This is a genomic window from Candidatus Brocadia sinica JPN1 (assembly GCF_000949635.1).
GTDB lineage: Bacteria > Planctomycetota > Brocadiia > Brocadiales > Brocadiaceae > Brocadia > Brocadia sinica.
The window spans coordinates 1,777,323-1,797,516 of record NZ_BAFN01000001.1; the positions used below are offsets into that span (position 1 = coordinate 1,777,323).

12 protein-coding genes are annotated in these 20,194 nt (G+C 41.1%); 5 read left to right on the plus strand and 7 right to left on the minus strand.

Going from position 1 to position 20,194, the window contains the following annotated elements; genetic code table 11:
- Positions 1-51: 51 nt before the first annotated feature.
- The 5 genes from BROSI_RS07895 to miaA are packed head-to-tail and all read right to left on the minus strand — an operon-like array spanning position 52 to position 6,683.
- On the minus strand, positions 52-2,214 hold the full coding sequence (locus BROSI_RS07895) for a hypothetical protein (RefSeq protein WP_052563194.1): 2,163 nt from the start codon (positions 2,212-2,214) through the stop codon (positions 52-54).
- Between the two features lie 25 nt (positions 2,215-2,239).
- Complete coding sequence (locus BROSI_RS07900) at positions 2,240-3,040, minus strand: hypothetical protein (protein WP_052563195.1); 801 nt, start codon at positions 3,038-3,040, stop codon at positions 2,240-2,242.
- A 26-nt stretch (positions 3,041-3,066) separates the two neighbouring features.
- Entirely contained in the window at positions 3,067-3,951 is an 885-nt protein-coding gene (locus tag BROSI_RS07905; protein ID WP_157842439.1) for a hypothetical protein, read from the minus strand.
- Between the two features lie 23 nt (positions 3,952-3,974).
- Entirely contained in the window at positions 3,975-5,729 is a 1,755-nt protein-coding gene (gene pilM / locus BROSI_RS07910) for a pilus assembly protein PilM (RefSeq protein WP_052563197.1), read from the minus strand.
- Positions 5,730-6,683 carry a tRNA (adenosine(37)-N6)-dimethylallyltransferase MiaA gene (gene miaA, locus BROSI_RS07915; protein WP_052563200.1) on the minus strand — a complete coding sequence of 318 codons (954 nt, stop codon included), beginning with the start codon at positions 6,681-6,683 and terminating at the stop codon, positions 5,730-5,732. It abuts the gene before it with no gap.
- Between the two features lie 426 nt (positions 6,684-7,109).
- Here miaA and BROSI_RS19035 point away from each other — a divergent pair.
- Positions 7,110-8,262 (plus strand): IS3 family transposase gene (locus BROSI_RS19035; RefSeq protein ID WP_420886059.1). Its coding sequence is split into 2 segments (ribosomal slippage): positions 7,110-7,378 and positions 7,377-8,262, totalling 1,155 coding nucleotides; the frame shifts between segments, so codons are not numbered across the junction.
- Positions 8,263-8,484: 222 nt separating this feature from the next.
- On the opposite strand, the gene BROSI_RS07930 is transcribed toward BROSI_RS19035, so the two are convergent.
- Positions 8,485-10,986: a DNA internalization-related competence protein ComEC/Rec2 gene (locus BROSI_RS07930; RefSeq protein ID WP_052563202.1), complete on the minus strand. Its 2,502-nt coding sequence runs from the start codon at positions 10,984-10,986 to the stop codon at positions 8,485-8,487.
- Positions 10,987-11,276: 290 nt separating this feature from the next.
- On the opposite strand from BROSI_RS07930, the gene BROSI_RS07935 reads away from it, so the two are divergent.
- The 3 genes from BROSI_RS07935 to BROSI_RS07945 all read left to right on the plus strand — a co-directional run bounded on the left by BROSI_RS07935 (position 11,277) and on the right by BROSI_RS07945 (position 15,439).
- Positions 11,277-11,963, plus strand: a complete 687-nt coding sequence (locus tag BROSI_RS07935; RefSeq protein WP_082059112.1) for a phosphopantothenoylcysteine decarboxylase domain-containing protein — start codon at positions 11,277-11,279, stop codon at positions 11,961-11,963.
- A 195-nt stretch (positions 11,964-12,158) separates the two neighbouring features.
- Positions 12,159-14,552: a glycosyltransferase gene (locus BROSI_RS07940; RefSeq protein WP_082059113.1), complete on the plus strand. Its 2,394-nt coding sequence runs from the start codon at positions 12,159-12,161 to the stop codon at positions 14,550-14,552.
- Positions 14,553-14,563: 11 nt separating this feature from the next.
- Positions 14,564-15,439 carry a class I SAM-dependent methyltransferase gene (locus BROSI_RS07945; RefSeq protein ID WP_052563205.1) on the plus strand — a complete coding sequence of 292 codons (876 nt, stop codon included), beginning with the start codon at positions 14,564-14,566 and terminating at the stop codon, positions 15,437-15,439.
- 20 nt (positions 15,440-15,459) lie between these two features.
- Here BROSI_RS07945 and BROSI_RS07950 read toward each other — a convergent pair whose 3' ends face one another.
- Positions 15,460-17,634, minus strand: coding sequence for a TonB-dependent receptor plug domain-containing protein (locus BROSI_RS07950; RefSeq protein ID WP_052563207.1), 2,175 nt, complete (start codon positions 17,632-17,634; stop codon positions 15,460-15,462).
- An 864-nt stretch (positions 17,635-18,498) separates the two neighbouring features.
- Here BROSI_RS07950 and BROSI_RS07955 point away from each other — a divergent pair.
- Positions 18,499-20,049, plus strand: coding sequence for a PAS domain-containing protein (locus BROSI_RS07955; RefSeq protein WP_052563209.1), 1,551 nt, complete (start codon positions 18,499-18,501; stop codon positions 20,047-20,049).
- Positions 20,050-20,194: the final 145 nt, after the last annotated feature.

Genomic DNA, 20,194 nt, shown 5'->3' on the forward strand with positions numbered 1-20,194 from the left:
AAATTGCTAATTCTTTTTATAATGTAAATCTGTTCCTTTGGGTTTTTTATTTTATTTGCTCAAAAATTTTGCCTCCTGCTCTTCCCTAATTAGAATCGTGGGCTTTAAAAGAATGACCAGATTTGATTTTTGGTTATTCTTCTGATCGTGAGAAAATAATCTTTTTAATATGGGTATCTTGGATAGTACTGGGATGCCAGTCGTAATGGTATCTTTAGTGACAGAACCTAATCCACCAATCATCAGTGTGCCCTTGTCAGGAACACAGACCGTTACCGATACCTGAGAAACATTAACCTTGGGTAATTGAACAGTTTGTTCTGGAGGAATATTTGTGGTCCCAACACCTCCACCTATATCGGCGTCCGTGGATAGTCCGCTAAAAGTAAAAGATGTGATTTCCTCGACGGTAAATACAGAAGGAGTCACTTCCAAATAGATGTATTTCCTGTCTGCGCTTACTATTGGTCTTACATCAAAGGTGGTTCCTTCCGGTATTGTGCCAATGACAGGAGTAACCACACCTTCGGAGACAGATGTGCTTTGAATATAATTAATAGTTTGGACAACGGCAATATTTCCACGCTGGGTGTTGGAAAGTGTTATTCTGGGGGAAGTGAGTATTTCAGAGTCTTTGCTCTCCTGGACAGCGCGTATGAAACCTTTCAACATAGAGTCGCTTAAAATGGAATAGCTGACCTGAAGCCCTTCACCGGCAACGAGGTCGCTAATATCTGAATCTGCCCCTGTATCAATGGATGCATCTTCACTAAAGAATTCACTGAAATTGCTTCCAATATCTTCAAAGAATGTATCCGAGACAGAAATGAAACGAGCTTCAATATTTACCTGGAGATTTTGTGCTGACCGTAAAGAAGCCAATAAATTTTCAATTTGCTTATGGACATATTTCGTATTGACTACCACGAGGTCCCCAGGCTGCCCCATCCTCGCAATAATGCTCCCTTCGCCCTGTCCTGGTATATTAATATGCCGTTGTCCCCCCGTGGCGGAGGCTCCGATTACGCTGGTACGGAATGACCATGATGAAGGTTCAATGGTGGTAACTATCAGTTCGATGAGATCGAATACCCGTGCTGAAGGGTCTTTTGTTTTGACGGTTTCCTTTTTCCGCATGCTTAACTGGGTGGAGGCAGCCGCTGTAATATCAAATTCGAGAGGTTCCTTATCATCGAGATTGATCAATATGTCCCTTATATCATAGACACGCAGTTCCATTTTTTGCTTATACACATGAATGATGTCCCCTTCAATCACATATTCATATCCTTTCGGCAGGATGTACTTCAATGCAGTCCTTAGTGGGACATCCTTCAGCTTCAATGAAATCGAGGCATTTCCTGCTTCCGGATCAATGATCATATTGACATTTGTCTTCTCTCTTATAAAGATGATAACGTCTCTTAATGGCGTATCTAAAAACTCAAATGAAATGATCGTATTCAGGGCATCTTCAATGACCTTTGGAGGAGACTCAAGAACGGGATCCGGGATGAGTCGTAGTTGTTCTGTTTTTTTCTTGTTTTCTTCTACAATTTTATCCATCTCCGGAAGTGTACGTTTTAAAATATCTTTCCATTGTCCTCTTTCTGGAAATTGTAAGGTGTCCTGATGGGGAACGGACGCCTCTTTGAGGTATTCGTGGCTTTTTAACTTTTCTTGTATATGGGTGGCTTTTAGATTCTCCGTGATATACTCGTGTTTTCTCTCATTTATCTTTTCTTTCAGGTACAACGCCTCTTTGTTAGCAGGGTCCATGGCAAGTATGCGATTCGTTATCTCTACAGCATCATCATGTCGTCCCTCCTTCATAGCGGTATATACGTTTTGCAATAAGGATGCTGGATCTTCTTCCGTGACAGGTGGGGTTGTCATTTCCCTGGATACGCAGGTTTTAGCCTGCATCTCGGGTGAGGTCTTTTTCCCTTCCAGAAGCCGTCTTGACTCTTTTAGTAATGCAAGAGTCTCCGTATTATCCGGTTCTAACAGGATGGCCAGCTCAAGTGTGTCAATGGCCTTCGCGTAATCCTTTAGTTCAAAGTGCATTTTAGCGGCCTTAAGGTAATAATTATTTGAGGGAGGTGATTTTGTTTCTGAAGTATCTTTGCTTTGTGCCGGGGATTGATTTGGCGCAAGGAATGATAAACATATATGCAAGATAACAATTGAGATCAGGGTAAAGACACTTTTCATGTAAGCCCCTTTTTAAAAGGTATTGTTAATTGGTTGAAGCGGTATTTACTGATGAATAAATAGTAACAGTTTCCGTCCCCAAATTTGCTAATTCTCCTATCCACAAATCGTAGGACTCTCCCTTTTTATCTTTAAATACGATCTTTGAAGTTGAAATCATATGTTTTTCTTCTGCAAGAGATGTGCCTATAAATTCACCCTTTTCATTCCGAAGGAGTGCAGATTTCTTAAAAATCAGCGCTTTTTGTGCAGAGGGGATAATCTTTATTAACTTACAGTATGTATTAAAATCCACCGGTTCCCTGGCTATTATTTTTTTCCCACCAATTGTTTTTCCGCCTTCCACGATAAAACTTTCTGTCAACCAACTATCTTTATGCAACTTCCTGACTTGAATCAAGGCCAGATCCGCAGTCCCTCCTTTCAAAGTAAATTCTATACTGCCTGGAGTGGGGCACGCTGAATATGGAAGAGTTTGTAATTCTGGTTTTTTAAATAAATCTTTTGTTGTGATGCCTGAAATTGTTTCCCCTTTCGTGAATTTAACGAAGAGATGCGAATGCAGTAGACGGGTAGCAGGTGGCGGGGTTGTAAAACGTGATTCCAACTGTGCGGCCTCTTCTCGCTCCTTATTCAGAGCAGGAGGCACACTTGTCTTGAGTTTTCGTTCAATTACGTTTGATAGTGAAGCCAATTTTGTATCGGTTTCGTGTGCCCTTAAATGTAACACAATAAAGATATGAAGCAGTGCATAGACAAGATAACCTGCAGTAATGCCAAGGACAAATTTTTCCACGTGCCTGAAGGTAAAATTTTTAATATTCATGGTTAAATTCTGACATTAATATTAATTCATGTCTTGTAATCGATAACATATGCATCGATGGTAACATCAATAACCGGATTGGATGCATGGTTGTCTTCATTTCCCATCAATGTGCCAGGATTTAATACTTTATCAGTACTCAAAATCGTGATACCCTCAATAACAAACGGAATATCCGATTTTAAAATATCACGCAGTAAGAATTGGATACAATCCGCCGGCAGTTCAACCTTGATGGTAATGGGTATAACGGTATAAAGCTGCGCAAAAGAAGGATCGTATGAAGGAGATGATTCCCGGAATGTAATTTTTTCAAGTTTTGTAATTCCGGTTTTGTTCAGGGTAGCATTGACAATTGCCTCCAGAATCCAGAATCTTTTTTGTGCAGGCAGGATAGTATCCCATGACGGAATGTCTTGCCCCCAATTTTGAAATGGCAAGGCGTCCTCAGTTACAGCAATCGTATTTGTCGCTAATTTTGTTAACAATGCAGAAACCCTTTTAACATATTCGTTCTTCCAGAGCGCTTCATCTTCGATTTTAATCAGCCCTTTTTTTGCATCTTCTCTTGAAAAAATTGCTTCCAGCCGGTCATCTTTTTCTTTCAGAAATGACCTGCATTTCTCAATTTCTTTATTGTAAAGCTCTGACTCTTGTTTTGCCGATTCAATCCATGCGTCATTATAGAGGTCCTTTTTTATCGCGTATTTCTCCAGCGCCATTGATAAATCTTCATTGTCTTTATAAGCACTGGCATACTGATGTGACAGCGGAAATATACGCACAAACAAGAGGACCAACAGAATAAAAAAAGCAATACCTGCGGAGATCCAAAAACCAAATACTCCCGTGAAAATTCCAGGAAAGATTTTCCTGAGCCGCAGGAAGTTTATATCTCGACCGATGTTCATATCTTCTACACCTTCATTTTCAGTCACGATTTTTTAAATGGTGTTGAAGTTCCATTGATGAACGACACTGAATTTTCCTCCCATTGAATTTCCTCTTTCGACTTTACAATCCATCGTATCTCAAAACTAATATAACTATCCCCGCCCTCTTTATGGTTCACTTGCCGGGACGAACCCGGAACAATTTCTGCATTTTTGAATGCCGGGATTCTGTGATCAAAAAGGGTTATATTTTGAATAGGTTTCAGGATGTGTTCTTCTATAAAGCGCATACTTGGTTCTTTGCTTTCTCCTTTGATTCCCATCAGGAGCAATTTTTTCGAAGCGCCAGGTTTTGCAGGGGTAGCAGGTTTTTTCGCCTGAGAAGACCCGGATGGCATTTGTTTTGTCGTGCCATCAGTTTTCATGGTATCTGCATCTATCCATGAAGACTGGATGCTGGTTATAGATGCATTGTCGGGTATCAGGGATAGTAGTTTATCCAGTACTTCCATCCAGGTGAACCGGGAAGAATCGATGGAGGAAATCAGGTCAAGTTCAGATTTTTTTGCCTGTGCAAGTGTCTCAGCATTTTTGTATTTCCTTTCAAATTCCTTGTTGTCTTGCAGCACTTTTTGATAACGGCTGGAGGAATTACGGAGGTGCGAGATCTGAATGTGGAGTTCTGCATATTGAATGAGCAGTGACAGTGCTAAACAACCGAGAGTGGCTATGGCATAAGGTTTTTTCTTTGAGATCTCCGCAGATTTGATGAGTTCCTGTGGTAATAAATTTATTTTTATTCTGCCTGATCCGACGCCCTGCAGTGCGAGACCGAAAGCAGCGCCCAGATGCAATACATTCTCGCTGAAATAAGCAGGACTAATATTACTGGATAGTCCGAAATTGTTTAGGGCCTTAAAGACTTTCACCTCGTAGGTAAAATTGTCGGTAATACATTTCACGTTGAGTGGGTCTTTAAATTTATTTCCCATGAGGAAAAGGGTCTTAAAATGAACCGTCTCCTTCGTTAATGACTTGTAATATTCCATCGATCTCTGGATTTCTTTTACGAGATCGGTATCTACCGTGGAAATTGGTATGCTTCTGAGCCAAAAATAGAGGCTGTCAACAATGATGAGGTCTGTATTTTCCGTTTCCGAGTTTATGATAATGGCTAACCCATCGATTTGCTGATCAAAAGAAATGAAGTTGGAAATGGCCAGAGGTGATGCCTGTATTGCAGTTAGCCTGGACCTAAGGGGTGAGATATTGGTCAATAAATGGTCGAGCGTTGCCCGCTTAGACGCAAAGAGCCCAATCTCTACACTCTCTGCACCGGGGACTTGTTCCGTGAATTGCTGATAGTCCCATACAATGTCTTTGAGATCAAAGGGAATTTGTTGCTTTGCCTCATAACTGACAATATTTCTTAACCGCTTCTTGTCTACCGGTGGGATTGTGGTAAACCTGGATAATACGAATTGGCCTGGAATAGACAGTATTACATTGTCGGTCTTGGCGATATGATGTTTTGTCAGAAAGGTTTGAATGGCCTCTTGAATAGCTGGTGATTGTAAGAAATTTCCGTCGGATGGAATCGCAGAATATTCAATGATATCCATATCTTCAACCAATAATCTATCCGGTGTCTGTTTAATCTTTACCGCCTTTAAAGCACGACCACCAATATCCAGTCCCCATGCAGTTTTTGTCCTATGGCGTGTTAAAGCATCGCTTAATTTCCGGATGCCAAAATTGCGTATTTCAGTCGGAATGTGCAAATGATGGAATTTCATTTACATCGTTTCTTTCGATAAGGGTTTGTTTTGTGTAAAACATGCAAGGACTTCTTCAGAAAGTCTCATGGCATCGCTGGCTGGGTTGGCATGAATCCAGTGGATATTCGGGAAGCTTCTAAACCACGTCATCTGCCTTTTTGCAAACCGACGTGTTCTTTGTTTAATTTCGCTAGAAACCTCTGAAAGTGTATACTTCCCTTTGAGAAAATCGATAATTTCTTTGTATCCAAGCGCCTGGGAGGCCTGCTTGCTTAAACCCAAGGGATTGCTTAATAATGATCGTACCTCGTTCACAAGACCACGCTCAAACATGCGGTCAACGCGTGTTTCTATGCGCTTATATAAAATATCCCGGTTGTATTCAATCGCAACCAGGATACAGTCATATTTTGGATTTTTATGACCAAATTGGGTCTGAAAAGAAGAGATGCGCTGTCCCGTCGTTCTAAAGACCTCAAGCGCGCGGATGACCCTTTTCTGGTCATTGAAATGTAATTTGTCGGCCGTTTCGGGATCAATGTCAGCAAGCATCTTGTGCAGGTAGTTAGGGCCTTTTTCCATAGCAACAGCCTTTAGGGAATTGCGATATTCCCAGTCTGCAGGGGGACCTTCAAACAAACCATCCATAATAGCCTTTAAATAAAGGGCAGTCCCGCCTACAACGATGAATTGCTTGCCTTGCTGATAAAGACTTTGTGCAATAACTTCAAAATCCTTCACATACTGGCCTACACTATACTCTTCCCAGGGTTCTACGATATCTATGAAATGATGTGGAGTCTTGTTTCTTGCGGCAAGGGAAGGTTTTTCTGTCCCGATATCCATGCCCCGATATACGAGCATAGAATCAGCCGAAACTATTTCTGCATTGATGCTTTCGGCAATCTTTAAAGCGATGTCCGTCTTCCCACTTGCCGTGGGCCCGGTGAGTATCCAGATAGGAAAAGACATAGGGTATATTTGATATAATCGGTAAAATTACTGCGTTTGCATCATGAATACTGAGGGCGGCTATGCCGCACCCAAACGAAACGTTGCGAGTGATAAGTTTACCGCGTTAAGATTCAAGGCAATAACTTTTAACTCATAATTCTATCAAAAAACATGCCAAAAAATAAGTTGTTGCAAAATAAACATTTATGTGCTGAAGGCTCACGAAAGGGCATGGAAATGTTTATTTTTTAGACGTTTGGCCTTGTTTTTCGTGCCAATACTATAAAAATCTATTAGATCTATTGCATAATGAGTAATTATACAATGCCATTGTACCTATAATGTACCCCAAAAACTGGACAGTATGTTAAGATAGAAAATCATGCCTGGCTAAAGGCAGGCATGGAAGAGAAAAAGGTTTGGAAAGGGGGTATAAAATAAGAGGTGGAGAGGAAGCAATATAATGGGGAATTTAAGGCGAGAGTAGCGATAGAAGCGATAAAGGGGGAGAAGACTGCAAACGAGCTAGCAGGGCAATATGGGGTACACCCAACGCAGATAGCACAGTGGAAGAAGCAGGTAATAGAAGAGATACCGAGGATATTTTCGCTGAAGAAGGTGCAAGATGCCAGAAAGGAGGATGAATTGCGTGCGTCGTTGTACCAGCAGATAGGGCAATTGAAGGTTGAACTGGATTGGCTGAAAAAAAAAGTTGGGATCAACGGTTGAGGAAAGGAAGAGGTTAATAGAGCCAGAAAATGAGGAGATAAGTGTAAGTCGGCAGTGTGAGTTACTGGGGATATCCCGTTCAGTCTTTTATTATAAGGCGATTGGTGAGAGTGCATATAATCTTCAATTGATGAACCTGATAGATGAGTATTATACGGGGTATCCGTTTTATGGGGTAAGGCGGTTGACGGCATGGTTAAGAAAGGAAGGGCATGAGGTAAACCCTAAGAGGGTAAAACGGTTAATGAGGAAGATGGGATTATATGCGATCTATCCGAAGCCTTGGCTAAGTAAAGGAGGTGAAGGACACAAGAAATACCCATATTTACTCAGAGGATTGAGTATAGAGTATCCAGATCACGTGTGGTGTGCGGATATAACGTACATACGGCTCAATCAGGGGTATGTATATCTCATGGCAATAATGGACTGGTATAGTCGGTATGTGCTGTCGTGGGAGACATCAATAACCCTGGATGTGGGATTTTGTCTGGAAGCATTAGACAGGGCAATAAGGAAGGGATGCCCTGAGATATTTAACACGGACCAGGGATCGCAGTTTACGAGCAATGCGTTTACTGGGAAATTAGAGGGAGCCGGGGTAAAGATCAGCATGGATGGAAGGGGACGAGTGTTTGATAACATTTTTATAGAGCGTTTGTGGAGGTCGATAAAATACGAGGAGGTGTATTTAAAAGACTATAAGACGGTAAGAGAGGCAGTGGATGGTTTAAGGAGGTATTTTGATTTTTATAACAACGAGAGATTACATCAGTCGCTTGAATACAGAGCGCCAGCAACGCTGTATTGTAGTAACAAAAAGGCACGGAAAGGAGAGATGGTAAATACTCTTGAACTGACCGGGTAAAAATGGCAAGAAAGCAAGAACGGAGAAATGCACAGCGGATGAGCAGAAAAACTCCATTCCGCTCCGCTCCATTCCGTTTTCCTGCTCATCAAATAATTAAAAGATACTTCGCATAAACAATACTAAAATTCTATCTTATTTTTATTAAATAATTGTCTAGACAATGGGGTACACCTTAACCTAAGCAAAGTAAACGTATCCGTGAAAAACCAGCTTTGTGTCTCATTTATCAAAGGTAGTGCAGGTTATTCCGTTATTATCCAGATTAAACGTTATAGCCCCTTCCTGGTGCGTCTGTAAAACTATGATATTATGCCTTCTCAAGATATCGAGTGTTTTAGGAGAGGTTATGCCGTCACATGAATTGATAAAGGCGTACGTAGGTTGCGCTGTATTTATCAACCTTTCTATATTGTTTATGAATGAACCATGGTGAGGCATTTGAATGATATCAGTCCTGATTCCTGAAGATTTTGATAAGATCGATTCGATTCCTCGTTCTTCGATGTCTGAGCAGAGAACTATGGAGTACCCAAGATATTCAATTTTTATAACACAAGAATTGTCATTTATTGTGGTAACGTCAGAAACAAATGGCAGGGGATGCAATATTTTTATCACGGCAGGTTCAAACCCCTTTAGGGCTTCGCCATGAGAAAGGGTTGCTGTACGGATGTTTTTTTTGCTGAGAAAAGCAAGTATTCTTTGCCCCTCTTCGGATGAAAACAGGTGCGGCTGTGAATAGACAGATTTTACCCGGAATCTTTCGATGATAGATGGCAAACCGCTAAAGTGATCTTGATGTTCGTGGGAGAGGATCACCAGATCAATTTTTTTTATATGCTGACCCCACAAAAAGGGAGCCACAATATTTTTCCCTATATCGTAATTCTGCCACGAACCCACATCATACAGAAGATTTTTTCCGTTGGGAAATTGAATAACGATAGCGCTTCCATGCCCCACGTCTAAACACGTGATTTTCAAAGAGTGATTTGTGAATTTAAACAGGTCAGAGAAAATGAAAATATTAGCGCTCAGCAAGCCAAATAGTGCAATTTTCGCAAGATCTATTGATAAAAAGTTACGAGAGAGAAGCAAAACGATGAACAGGTAATATAGAAGAATCTCTGTTTGCGAAGGCCCGCTGACATAGAAATACGAATACGGTAAGGACGCAAGATTTGAAACCAGAGATTCTAATAACATATCTGTATTTGATGCCAGCCAGGCTGAAGCAGATGCCAGAGGAGGGCATATCGTTCCCAGCGTTAATAACACGATACCACAAACTATGATAATCCAGAATAATGGGAATACAATAATATTGGTAATGGGGATGAAGGGTGTGAAAAGATGGAAGTAATGGGCCGTAAGAGGCAAGGTTGCCAGCCAGGCGGCAAGGGAAATGCAGAAGGATTTCCGCAGATATTTTTTCAGGAAAAATAATCGTCCCCGTTCGGCCTTTACCTGTAACGTTTCTATGAATAAGGCTGTTTTAAATAAGGCGCCTTCTATTTTTAACGACCCATAGACAATGCCCATCGTTGCCAGCACTGATAGCTGAAACCCAATATTGAAAAGATCGGATGGGTTTCTGATGAGGATAAAAAACATGGCTGCAAAGATACCACTGGTAATGTCCCATTGCCTGCGCACTAAAAAACTGCAGAAGAAAACAACAGCCATCATACCGGCACGAAGCACAGGTGGATTCAGTCCTGTTAAAATGGTGTATAGGGTAACAATGAGCAGAATAATAAGCGTTGACAAAGTTTGGTTTATTCCTAAGAATCGCAGCGGTAACAGTACGGTAAAGACTACGATTCCTACGTTAAAACCACTAATAGCGATGAAGTGGATGATGCCCGTTTTCATAAAATTATCAATCGTTTCGTTCGGGAGGTTTGCCCTGTCGCCCAATAACATGCTGCTGATCAATGGCGCGCTGTTACGAAAGGTATAGGTGTAGATGGTGTTATTTAAAGAATTATTGAGTGCATAGATAAAACTGTAGAACCAGTTATTGCCGTATGATCCTCTGACCTGTATATTATCCGTATTTACAACCGTCATCAAACCACGAACCGACGGCATTTGACGTTGCAAGTAACTTTTGTAGTCAAATTCGTATGGATTGCCGGGAGGTTTTGGTAGGAATGCATACCCGAAAAGTGTCACTCTTTGCCCATAAACGAACTTGTTTACAACAGGCAACGTATTGTTCGTCTTAAAAATTTCCTCTTTTGACGGATATATATTTACTTTCACAATGCCTGATATATTTTTCCATCCTGATGCCGTTTCTATCTCTTCTGCGCGGATTATAAAAGATATTTTGTAATGAGATTTCCTTGAAATTTGCCCTGATTTGCCCTGAAGTAATTGTTTATTCACTGTGTTTTCATCCAGGAGAACAGGCTGATTTATAATTACCCCCGTGATGCGTTGTAAGGATTTGTGGGTGGTTAGAACACGCTCAATATGGTTAGTGGGAAGAAAATCGGTCCTGGAATCGTAATATGCTATTGATATCACAACAAAAAAGACAGACAGGCACGGTAGGAAAAATATGCTGAATTTGTATGAATATACAAATAGAAAGCAGGACACCCATAATAGAAAACCAGTCCCAAGGGTAAGATAAATGGGAATCTTTGTGCGTGACCCCACGCAGATACCGAATATAAGCAAAAGGGTGATAAAAACGGCAGGTCGTTGCATAATTCATCGTTTGTACATATTTGTAATACCCATAGTGTTTTTTGTGCATCAAGCGGCCAAAAATTTCCCATTAGCACTGGAGACAAAATCTTAGCGAACCTTGTTCCAGTGTGTTGAGTTTTGACTTTACATCCATCAAGTGGATTTTTTCGGCTTAGATTCCTTAAATATTGTAATACATCGTCAGAAATATTATAATTTGTTGCATTACGATTACGGAAAAATAAGAGAACCTTATCATAATTTTACTATAGACTCAACTCTTAATCTTTTCAGAAAGGTCGTAAAATATGGGGAGTTTGGAAGGGGTGCGTGTTATGATAACCTCTGGGCCAACCAGAGGTTATATAGATGCCGTACGATACATCAGTAATAAATCGACAGGGAAGTTAGGGACTGTGATTGCGACTGAACTGCTGAAAAGTGGCGCTTCTGTAACGTTTGTTTATGGGATGGGCAGTAGTATTCCAGATGTCGCTTTATTAGATAAAGGTTGTGCCGGTAGATTGATACTTATTGAAGTTGAAACGATAGACGACTTATTAACCACGGTCCAAGAAAAACTGAAAGGCAATTTATTCGATGCCATTATACATGCTATGGCAGTGCTTGATTATGTCCCGGAAACACAGAGTAGCGACAAGACACCTTCGGATAAAGATAAACTGGTCGTGACCTTTGTAAAGACACCCAAAATTATAAAATTGATGAGGAATTTGTGGCCACATGCCTTTTTCATCAGTTTTAAATTAGAGGTGGGATTATCACAAGATGCGCTTATTGAAAGGGCGTACGCATCCCTGTTAGAAAACAGTGCGGACTTAGTCGTGGCCAACAATCAGGATGAAATTGCAGGAGAGAAGCACCGGGCTTATTTGATCAATTTACATAAGAAAATTGAATTTAGGTGTGAAACCAAGCAAGATATAGCGGAAAATCTGGCGAATAGAATATCAAAACAACATGATAAATATTGATTTATTACCGGATAAAAGGTAGACTTGTATTGTTTTTAGAGTCTGTGTTTGCCTGCAAAAACACAGAAAAATAAGTCTTTTGAGGCTGAAGAGATATGTCTTGATTTAAACATAACAGAACATTCCTTTCCATATTCAGGAAAAAATCAAATTTTTTCCACCATATTTTAACTTTGTTCTGGTAATAAATACCTCATGAAGAGTCTTTATCGGGCTGATTTACATGTCCACTCAAGCTTTTCCGATAAGCCATCCTTTTGGGCAATAAGGAAATTAAATTGCCCAGAAAGTTATACATCCCCTGAATTCATATACAATACGGCAAAAAAGGTGGGGATGGATTACGTCACCATAACAGATCACGATACCATTAACGGCGCTCTTGAGATAGCCCACCTGCCAGGGGTATTTATCAGTGTTGAGGTCAACACCTATTTCCCCGAAAATGGCTGTAAGATACATGTTATTGCGCTTGATATATCAGAAGATGTATTTAAAGAAATAATGGGCTTAAGAAAAAATGTTTACGAGTTGGTGAGATACCTTCGTAAGACCGGCGTAGTCCATTTCGTTGCGCATCCTTTGTTTGACCTGAATGGAAGGCTTACGATAGAAACGATAGAGAAGATGTTGTTGTTGTTTGATGTATTTGAAGTAAGGAATGGTATAAGGGCTGAACGATTCAATAAATTAATAGAAGACATAATATCTTCGTTAACCAAAGAGAAGTTAGATGTCCTCTCAGACAAGCATAATATAACTCCTTATGGAGTTGCGGCATGGAAAAAGGCAATAGTGGGTGGCTCAGACGATCACAGCGGTTTTTTTATTGCCAGGTCATATACTGCGTCTCCGGATGGAAGGACATCAAAAGACTTCATATCCTCCATAAGGGAGCGTAAGACGTGGGCGGAAGGGAATGATGGAGACCCATTGACCCTTGCCCACAATATATACGGAATCGGGTATAGATTCTATAGAGAGCGCATACATTCCGGCAAAAACAGCTCAACGCCTTTTGTCAACTTTCTTTTGAACAGATTCTTTAAAACAAAACCGGAAAAAATCTCTTTGGGTGAAAAAATTAAGTTTTTCATCAGAAAAAACATGCCCGAGACTAATAACAATTACCATGGCAAAACCTTTGAGGAAATACTGGACAGGGAAGCCAAAAGACTGATTAACGATCAGAAACTTCTTGAGAGGTTTAATGCCAAAGATAGAAACAGAAGTATATTTGCAATAATAAGTTATCTTGCTAACAGGATGATTTATATTTATACGAATCAGCTTATGAAGACGTCTTTCGGTAATGGTATTTTCCAGACAGTTCAGTCACTGGGCACCCTGGGCATTATCCATTTTCTTACTTCACCGTATTATATAACCCATTACTATCAGCATAGGAGCAAAAGACTGATGAAACAATTAAGAAAAAGCTTCATGTTGCCAGATGGGGATGGCCACAGAGGGAAAATTGTCCTGTTTACAGACACCATCAATGAAATAAACGGCGTTACGGTGGCAATAAAAAAAATGATAGAGACTGCAAAGACCACAGGGATCAACTTAACAGTTATTACCTGCTGCAATGAAGAAACATCATTAGAAAACGGGATAAAGAATTTTAAATCCATAGGAGACATTTCATTGCCTGAATATCCTGAATTAAAATTGCATTTTCCGCCGGTACTCGATGTAATTGATTATATTGAGAGAGAGGATTTTACGGCAATTCATATAAGCACACCTGGCAACCTTGGCCTTTTAGCCCTTGCTATTGCAAAACTAATGGACATACCGGTACGTGCCACTTATCACACAGATTTTCCGCAATTTGTAATAAATCTAACCAATGATGTATTCCTTGAGAAAGTAGCATGGAATTATATGATCTGGTTTTACAATCAGATGGAAGAGGTATTGGTTCCATCAAAAAGCACACAGGACCAAATTATTGAAAAAGGGCTTTCCCCCGAAAAGATAAGGCCTCTGCCGAAATGGGTCGATATTGAAATCTTTTCTCCTCAAAAGAGGGATTCTTGTATATGGAAAAAATATAATATGGATGGAGAGGTGAAATTCCTTTATGTAGGGCGGCTCTCAAGGGAAAAGAACCTTGGCCTTTTAGCCGATGCCTTTATCAATGTAATAAAGGCAGGTTTCCGCAGCTATCTGATTATCGTGGGGGATGGACCTTACAGGAGTAATCTTGAAAACAAATTAGAGGGATATCCAGTTTTGTTTACCGGCTTTCTTGTAGGCGAGGAACTTTCCGCAATATATGCCTCATCGGATGTTTTCGTTTTTCCCAGTGCCACCGATACATTCGGCAATGTTGTGCTTGAGGCGCAGGCATCAGGGCTTCCTGTCATTGTATCTGATGAAGGCGGACCAAAGGAATTAATGATCCATAATGAGACAGGTTACGTTGTCAAGGCAAATGACCGATCGGCATTGGTAAATACCCTGGTATCTTTAATAAAGGATAGAGAAAAAATCAAAATCATGGGAGAAAGGGCAAGACAATTTGTGGAGGCAAATACTAAAAGCCCGGAAGATATGTGCCTTACTACATTAATTCTTTAAACAGGAACAGTATGTCCGAATGTACTGTATGCAACATTTGTGCGCATCCGGGGAAATTTGAGAATGCTTTAGAAGGAAAGGAAATCTATTCCAATGTGCGAGAATTTAAGCATGAAAAGTTCACTGTATGGCGTTGCCTGAACTGCGGCTCCTTGCATTCCAAAGAGGCGGTAGATCTCAATTATTACTACAAACACTACCCAGTAAAGAACCACACCATGAATTATGCGACCCGCAAGTCTTATCGCAATCGACTTCGGTTGTTACGGAAACACGGATTTAAAAAAGGGCACACGATTCTTGATTTTGGCTGTGGCCAAGGTCTGTTTGTTTCGTTTTTGCTTCAGTGCGGATACAATGCTTCTGGTTATGACTCCTATGTTGAAGAGTATTCTGACAGAAAGGTAGTAAACAATGTTTATGATGCTGTTACCTCATACGATGTAATAGAGCATGACAACCAACCGGTTGAATTTTTTGAGCAACTTGTCCGTTGTTTAAAGCAGGGCGGGTTGCTGGCAATCGGAACCCCCAGCGCCGATAAAATTGATTTGTCCAATCCAAAGAAATTTTCTATGGAACTACATCAACCCTATCACCGTCATATACTTTCGGAGGAAGCCTTATTAAAACTTGGAGTACATGCAGGCTTGGATATCGTAAAGATTTACCATCGCTTTTATTTTGACACGTTATATCCAATGGTGAATACCCGGTTTCTTAAGGCCTATGTTCGTTGTGCCGGCAATTTTATTGACGTCATCTTCGAGGCGCCTCGTTTGGGGCTTTTGTTCACTTCGCCGCAACTGCTATTTTATGCCCTTGCTGGTTATCTCTTTCCGCCGCCGGGAAATATCACCGTTTTTTTCCGCAAGGGGCGCTCCTGACAAATCGCTGAAGACCTCTGTTAGAACTGGTAGCTTAATCCAACAAAAAACGTCCTTTCCGGCCTTGGGAAATCATCTGGAATGGAAATCGGGCCTGGATCACTGTAATCTTTGTCGAGCAGATTAAATACCGTACCTTGTACTTCCATAGTTTTAAAGAATCCTTTTCCAATAACAGAAAGGTTGAGCAGTGCATAAGCGGGTAGGTCGCTCCTTGGATCGTCTCCTTCCCTGGAACGCCTCCCACTGACGAAGGTGCTCAGGTTCGTGTTTATATATTTCCAGTAGTGTACATTTACGCCGAAGTTACCTTTGTGTTTCGCAACGAATGGCAGGTCGTTTCCGTCATTGTCTTCTGAATGCTGGAAAGAATAATTCATGAAGACGTAGTTGTCTTTGATAATATTCACCTTGGTCTCCGCCTCGATACCTTGGACTCGTGCATTTCCAAAATTTTCATACTGTCGGATATTTTGATTTGATTCCATGTCACGGAGGACAATAAGGTCCTCAATGTCATTATAGAAATAATTCATACTGCTCGTAACATGTTTGTTAAACTGGTAACTTAATCCAATCTCATAGGTTTTAATTTTTTCGGGATCTAAATCCCCATTTCCCTGAATGGCAGGGTTATTGTCGGTAAACAGCTCAACGAAGTTGGGGGCACGGAATGCCTCTCCGTAAAGCAGTTTTAGGGCCGCATCTTTCATGAACGCCCATGCTAAGCCTGCCCGTGGGCTGGTCTGGCCGCCAAAATCGCTGTATTGGTCGTGTCGTACCCCTAATGTCAGGTTTAAAGTATCAGTAATGTCCCAAGTGTCTTGCATATAAACTGCCCATATCCTTCGTGTGGTTTCTTTAATGAAGTCGGGAGATTCTGAAAAATCTTTTGGAGCCAGCGTTACTGTATCAAAGTTACTTGAAAAATGGACATTGGTTTGATTTATTAAGCGATATTCGAAACCCCATGTAAGCACATTTCCATCAAACAGTTCATAATCAAAGGGAATTTCTGTACCGACTATCTTTTGAGTCGCTATGCCGTTACCAATAAGTCCGTCAGGATACGTTACAAAATCAGGTATGCCGTCTCCGTTTACGTCCCCCAAAGGTACCGTTGCTCCCTCTGGCAATGATTCAACGTAATAATTATTGTCGAATTGATCGTAATAGACCCTTGGCTTGAGAGTAAATTTTTCATGAAAAGTTTTTTTATACCCGGTTTCGACAAAGACATAGTTACTTTCCAAATCAGTTTCGTCATTTAATGCGAATTGAGGACCAATAAAAGGGCCCTGGTTTTTGTTAATGTACAACCCCTCAACGTAGATATCTTTGTAAGTTACCCGAAGGTTCAGGTCATATTCCTGTCTTCCGTCTTGTATCTTTCCCGGTGCCTGTGAAAAAGGGGCGGGAGAAAGGGAGTCTTCTTCTACAATACCATCAAAGCCGGTGGTCTGCCTGTAGTGGGCCATTCCAGAGATGTTGACCTTCCCGTACGTCCTGCCAAAGACGATGTTTTCTTCATAGGTATCAAAACTCCCGTAACCACTGCTCACCCTTACGCCGTCAACGTCCTTTGCATCTTTCGTAATGATATTGATAGTTGCCGAAAACGCATTTTCACCGTATACGGCAGAACCTGGTCCCCTGATGATTTCTATCTTTTTTATATTTTCCACGGGAAAATCATCAAAGAGAATAAAAGCTGCACCGCCAAAAGGGCTATTCACAAAATGACCATTGATCATTATCCTTACATGCTCTGAACCTGTAAGGCCACGTACGGTGGGAAATACGCCCCCGAAATCGCCACTCTTCAGGATTTCAAATCCTGGTGCGACCCTCAGGAGTTCAACGAAGGTACGGTACCCCAAATTCTTAATCTCTTCCGCCGTGATCACCGTAACAATGCTCGGCGCCTTGCCAACGGGAGTTTCATGCCTTGTAGCAATGGCTACTTCTTCATCAAACCCAAACCAGATAGCCTCTGTTGAGATTTCTTCTTCCAATGCAACTTTCATGTCGCGTGTATGCTTTTCTTTGCTGCGGAATGTGGTTGCTATGGGCGGGGTTGTTTCTGTATCCTCAGCATGAATTTCGGATGAATGAAAAGCGATATCTATGAATAAAATGCTTAAGGACAGGAAGACTGGAAATAAGAACTTGCCACGTATTATCCTTTTGGCCATAAAAGATGCCTCGTTGGCTTGAATCGTAATGTGTTAAACGCTACTACCTATCATAAACCTAGCGGTATTGTTAGGAAATTTCATTCTATTTATGCGGTTTTTAGGGTAGCGTGGGCAAACGGAATTTGTCCATGCTTACGTTAAACAATTTTTTCGTGTTGTTTCTAAAGTATATAAGGGACTTTGTCAAGAGAAATTTTTTGCCCGGTTTTTTACGTTGGGGTAGCGCTTTTCTCTAAGACATGAACCTCTCGCGCATATTACCCAATGAAGTAAAATAAAAAGATCTTTTACTTTGCGCCCTTGCTTACTCAGGGTTTTGCCTGTATTGTGCAAACGTATTGAGTTGGAAAACAATGTAATTGGTTCGCAATACAAATGCCGCATGCAGACAGGGGAAGAAATTTAAGGAAATGTCCATAAGTATTTGAATTTTAAGCGCTTCTGGACAAATAAAGAGGATATAAGCAACAATGCATTTGTTCAAATGAAAGTGCAAAAAGTGTGACATGCTACAGAAGTGTGCCGTCACACATATGTGTCATGACACATTATTGCTTGTAACATGCCTGTAACCAAAAGGGGTTGTTCGGCCAACTACAAAAAGTTTTTACAAAATAACAATACGTTAAATTTCCCCTGTTTCTGATAATTTCCGGTATCTGTTAAATCTGAAAGCTGAATTTGATAAACACGTCCTTGTGTTGTACAATAAAGGGCATATCATTTGCCCTTTGGTATCTTAAAGACATGCATTTAAAATAAAACCGAAGGATGTGATAGTTGTCATATCAAAAAACAATTTTGCGAACCTCTTTGCCATGAAATGTCATACGTGTACACAATCTCAAGGAGTGCTGCAAGATGAGCCTGTTTCCCTCGCTTAAGAGAAAATTACTCACATTAACGCTCTGTATCTCACTCATACCTATTGCTGTAATCACAACAATCTGCTACTTTCATGCCAGGGGCGCCCTAAAGTATCAGATTCTTGAGCAGTTGAAGGCAGTTGCAGAGTCAAAGAGGCTTCACGTCCGGTCGTCTATGGAAACAAGAAAAGTACGAACCATAGATTTCAGTTCCGATGGGTTTATCAGGGATAGGCTTGAAAGGGTTATTCGTGGCAATGTGGTTAAACAGGACGCAGTAATTGGCTTGAATAAATACTTATTAAAGAAAAAGCTGCCGCTGGACAGTTATCTTATAGCAATAGCCATTGCAGACAGGCACGGCAAGGTTGTCTCGTCTACCAATGAGAAGTTGATTGGCAACGATATTTCGGACCAGGATGTGTTTGTGCAAGGGATAAGTGCGGGGCATGGTAAGGCTTATATTACACCACGCTACTTCCCTTACTTTGGCACAACCTGTATCTTAAGCTCTGCGCCAATTATCTCCGGGCAGGATGTCAATCCCCCGGGGATTATTATCAATGCCCATAGCCTTCCATTTCTGAATGAAATTACAACCAGTCGTGTCGGAATGGGAGAGACCGGCGAGGTATATCTCGTGAACAGAGATAAGATAATGGTCACTGAGTCAAGGTTTATAAACGGCGCATCTCTCAAACAGCTAGTGGATACGGAGCCGGTTCGCAAGGTCATCGAGGATAATAAGGAAATCGTTGGTATTTATCCGGACTACCGAGGCGTGCCTGTTGTTGGCGCCGCGTTGAATATACCTGAATATGGCTGGATACTTTTGTCAGAGATAGACAAGAAGGAGGCGTTTAAGCCGTTAAAGACGTTGAGCATTGTAGTATTGATTTTTGGCATAGTTGGCGTTGTTGCAGTTACCTCCATGGGAATCATCTTTGCCGTTTCAATGTCAACGACTATCAAAGACATAACAGATGCTGCGGCGAAACTTGCGGGGGGAGACCTCGACTATAGAGTAAAGGTGACCCGCGAGGATGAGATTGGCGCCCTGATGAATGGTTTTAACGCTATGGCGGATAAACTTTCTCTGGAAATTAAAGAGCACAAACGGGCTGAGGCGGCGCTGCGGAAGAGCAAAGAACAGGCACAGACAATTCTGGACAACACCCCGGCTGTCGTCTATCTCAAAGATACTGATGGCCGCTACCTGCTGATAAATCATCAATACGAAAGACTCTTCCATGTAACGAAGGATCAGGTTATCGGTAAAACCGACTATGATATTTTCCCAAAGGCGTTTGCGGATGCCTTTCGAATGAATGACTTCAAGGTACTCGAAACGAAAAATTCCTTGGTGATTGAAGAGATTGCCCCCCACGACGATGGAATGCACACCTATATTTCCTTAAAATTTCCCCTGTACGACTCCGTTGAAGGTCTTTATGGGGTATGTGGCATATCTACAGACATCACCGATCGTACACGAAAAATCGAAAAAAAATCAAATACCTCAACGCGGCGACAAGCGGATATATGACTGTTTTTTTCTTAAATTTTGCTGAAGGATTTTTCCGATTGGGTCAATGGTCTTACGTTGCAGGTGAGAGCCAGTTGTGAATCGCGTGCAAAAGATTTAGGAATTTCAAATAAAAATTTCCTCCTCCTTAATCCCCTCACTGAGG

What these genes read in the sequence shown, in the direction of transcription:
- BROSI_RS07895 (WP_052563194.1), bottom strand. Translation starts at nt 2,214, where the DNA reads ATGAAAAGTGTCTTTACCCTGATCTCAATTGTTATCTTGCATATATGT.
- BROSI_RS07900 (WP_052563195.1), bottom strand. Translation starts at nt 3,040, where the DNA reads ATGAATATTAAAAATTTTACCTTCAGGCACGTGGAAAAATTTGTCCTT.
- BROSI_RS07905 (WP_157842439.1), bottom strand. Translation starts at nt 3,951, where the DNA reads ATGAACATCGGTCGAGATATAAACTTCCTGCGGCTCAGGAAAATCTTT.
- pilM (WP_052563197.1), bottom strand. Translation starts at nt 5,729, where the DNA reads ATGAAATTCCATCATTTGCACATTCCGACTGAAATACGCAATTTTGGC.
- miaA (WP_052563200.1), bottom strand. Translation starts at nt 6,683, where the DNA reads ATGTCTTTTCCTATCTGGATACTCACCGGGCCCACGGCAAGTGGGAAG.
- BROSI_RS07930 (WP_052563202.1), bottom strand. Translation starts at nt 10,986, where the DNA reads ATGCAACGACCTGCCGTTTTTATCACCCTTTTGCTTATATTCGGTATC.
- BROSI_RS07935 (WP_082059112.1), top strand. Translation starts at nt 11,277, where the DNA reads ATGGGGAGTTTGGAAGGGGTGCGTGTTATGATAACCTCTGGGCCAACC.
- BROSI_RS07940 (WP_082059113.1), top strand. Translation starts at nt 12,159, where the DNA reads ATGAAGAGTCTTTATCGGGCTGATTTACATGTCCACTCAAGCTTTTCC.
- BROSI_RS07945 (WP_052563205.1), top strand. Translation starts at nt 14,564, where the DNA reads ATGTCCGAATGTACTGTATGCAACATTTGTGCGCATCCGGGGAAATTT.
- BROSI_RS07950 (WP_052563207.1), bottom strand. Translation starts at nt 17,634, where the DNA reads ATGGCCAAAAGGATAATACGTGGCAAGTTCTTATTTCCAGTCTTCCTG.
- BROSI_RS07955 (WP_052563209.1), top strand. Translation starts at nt 18,499, where the DNA reads ATGAGCCTGTTTCCCTCGCTTAAGAGAAAATTACTCACATTAACGCTC.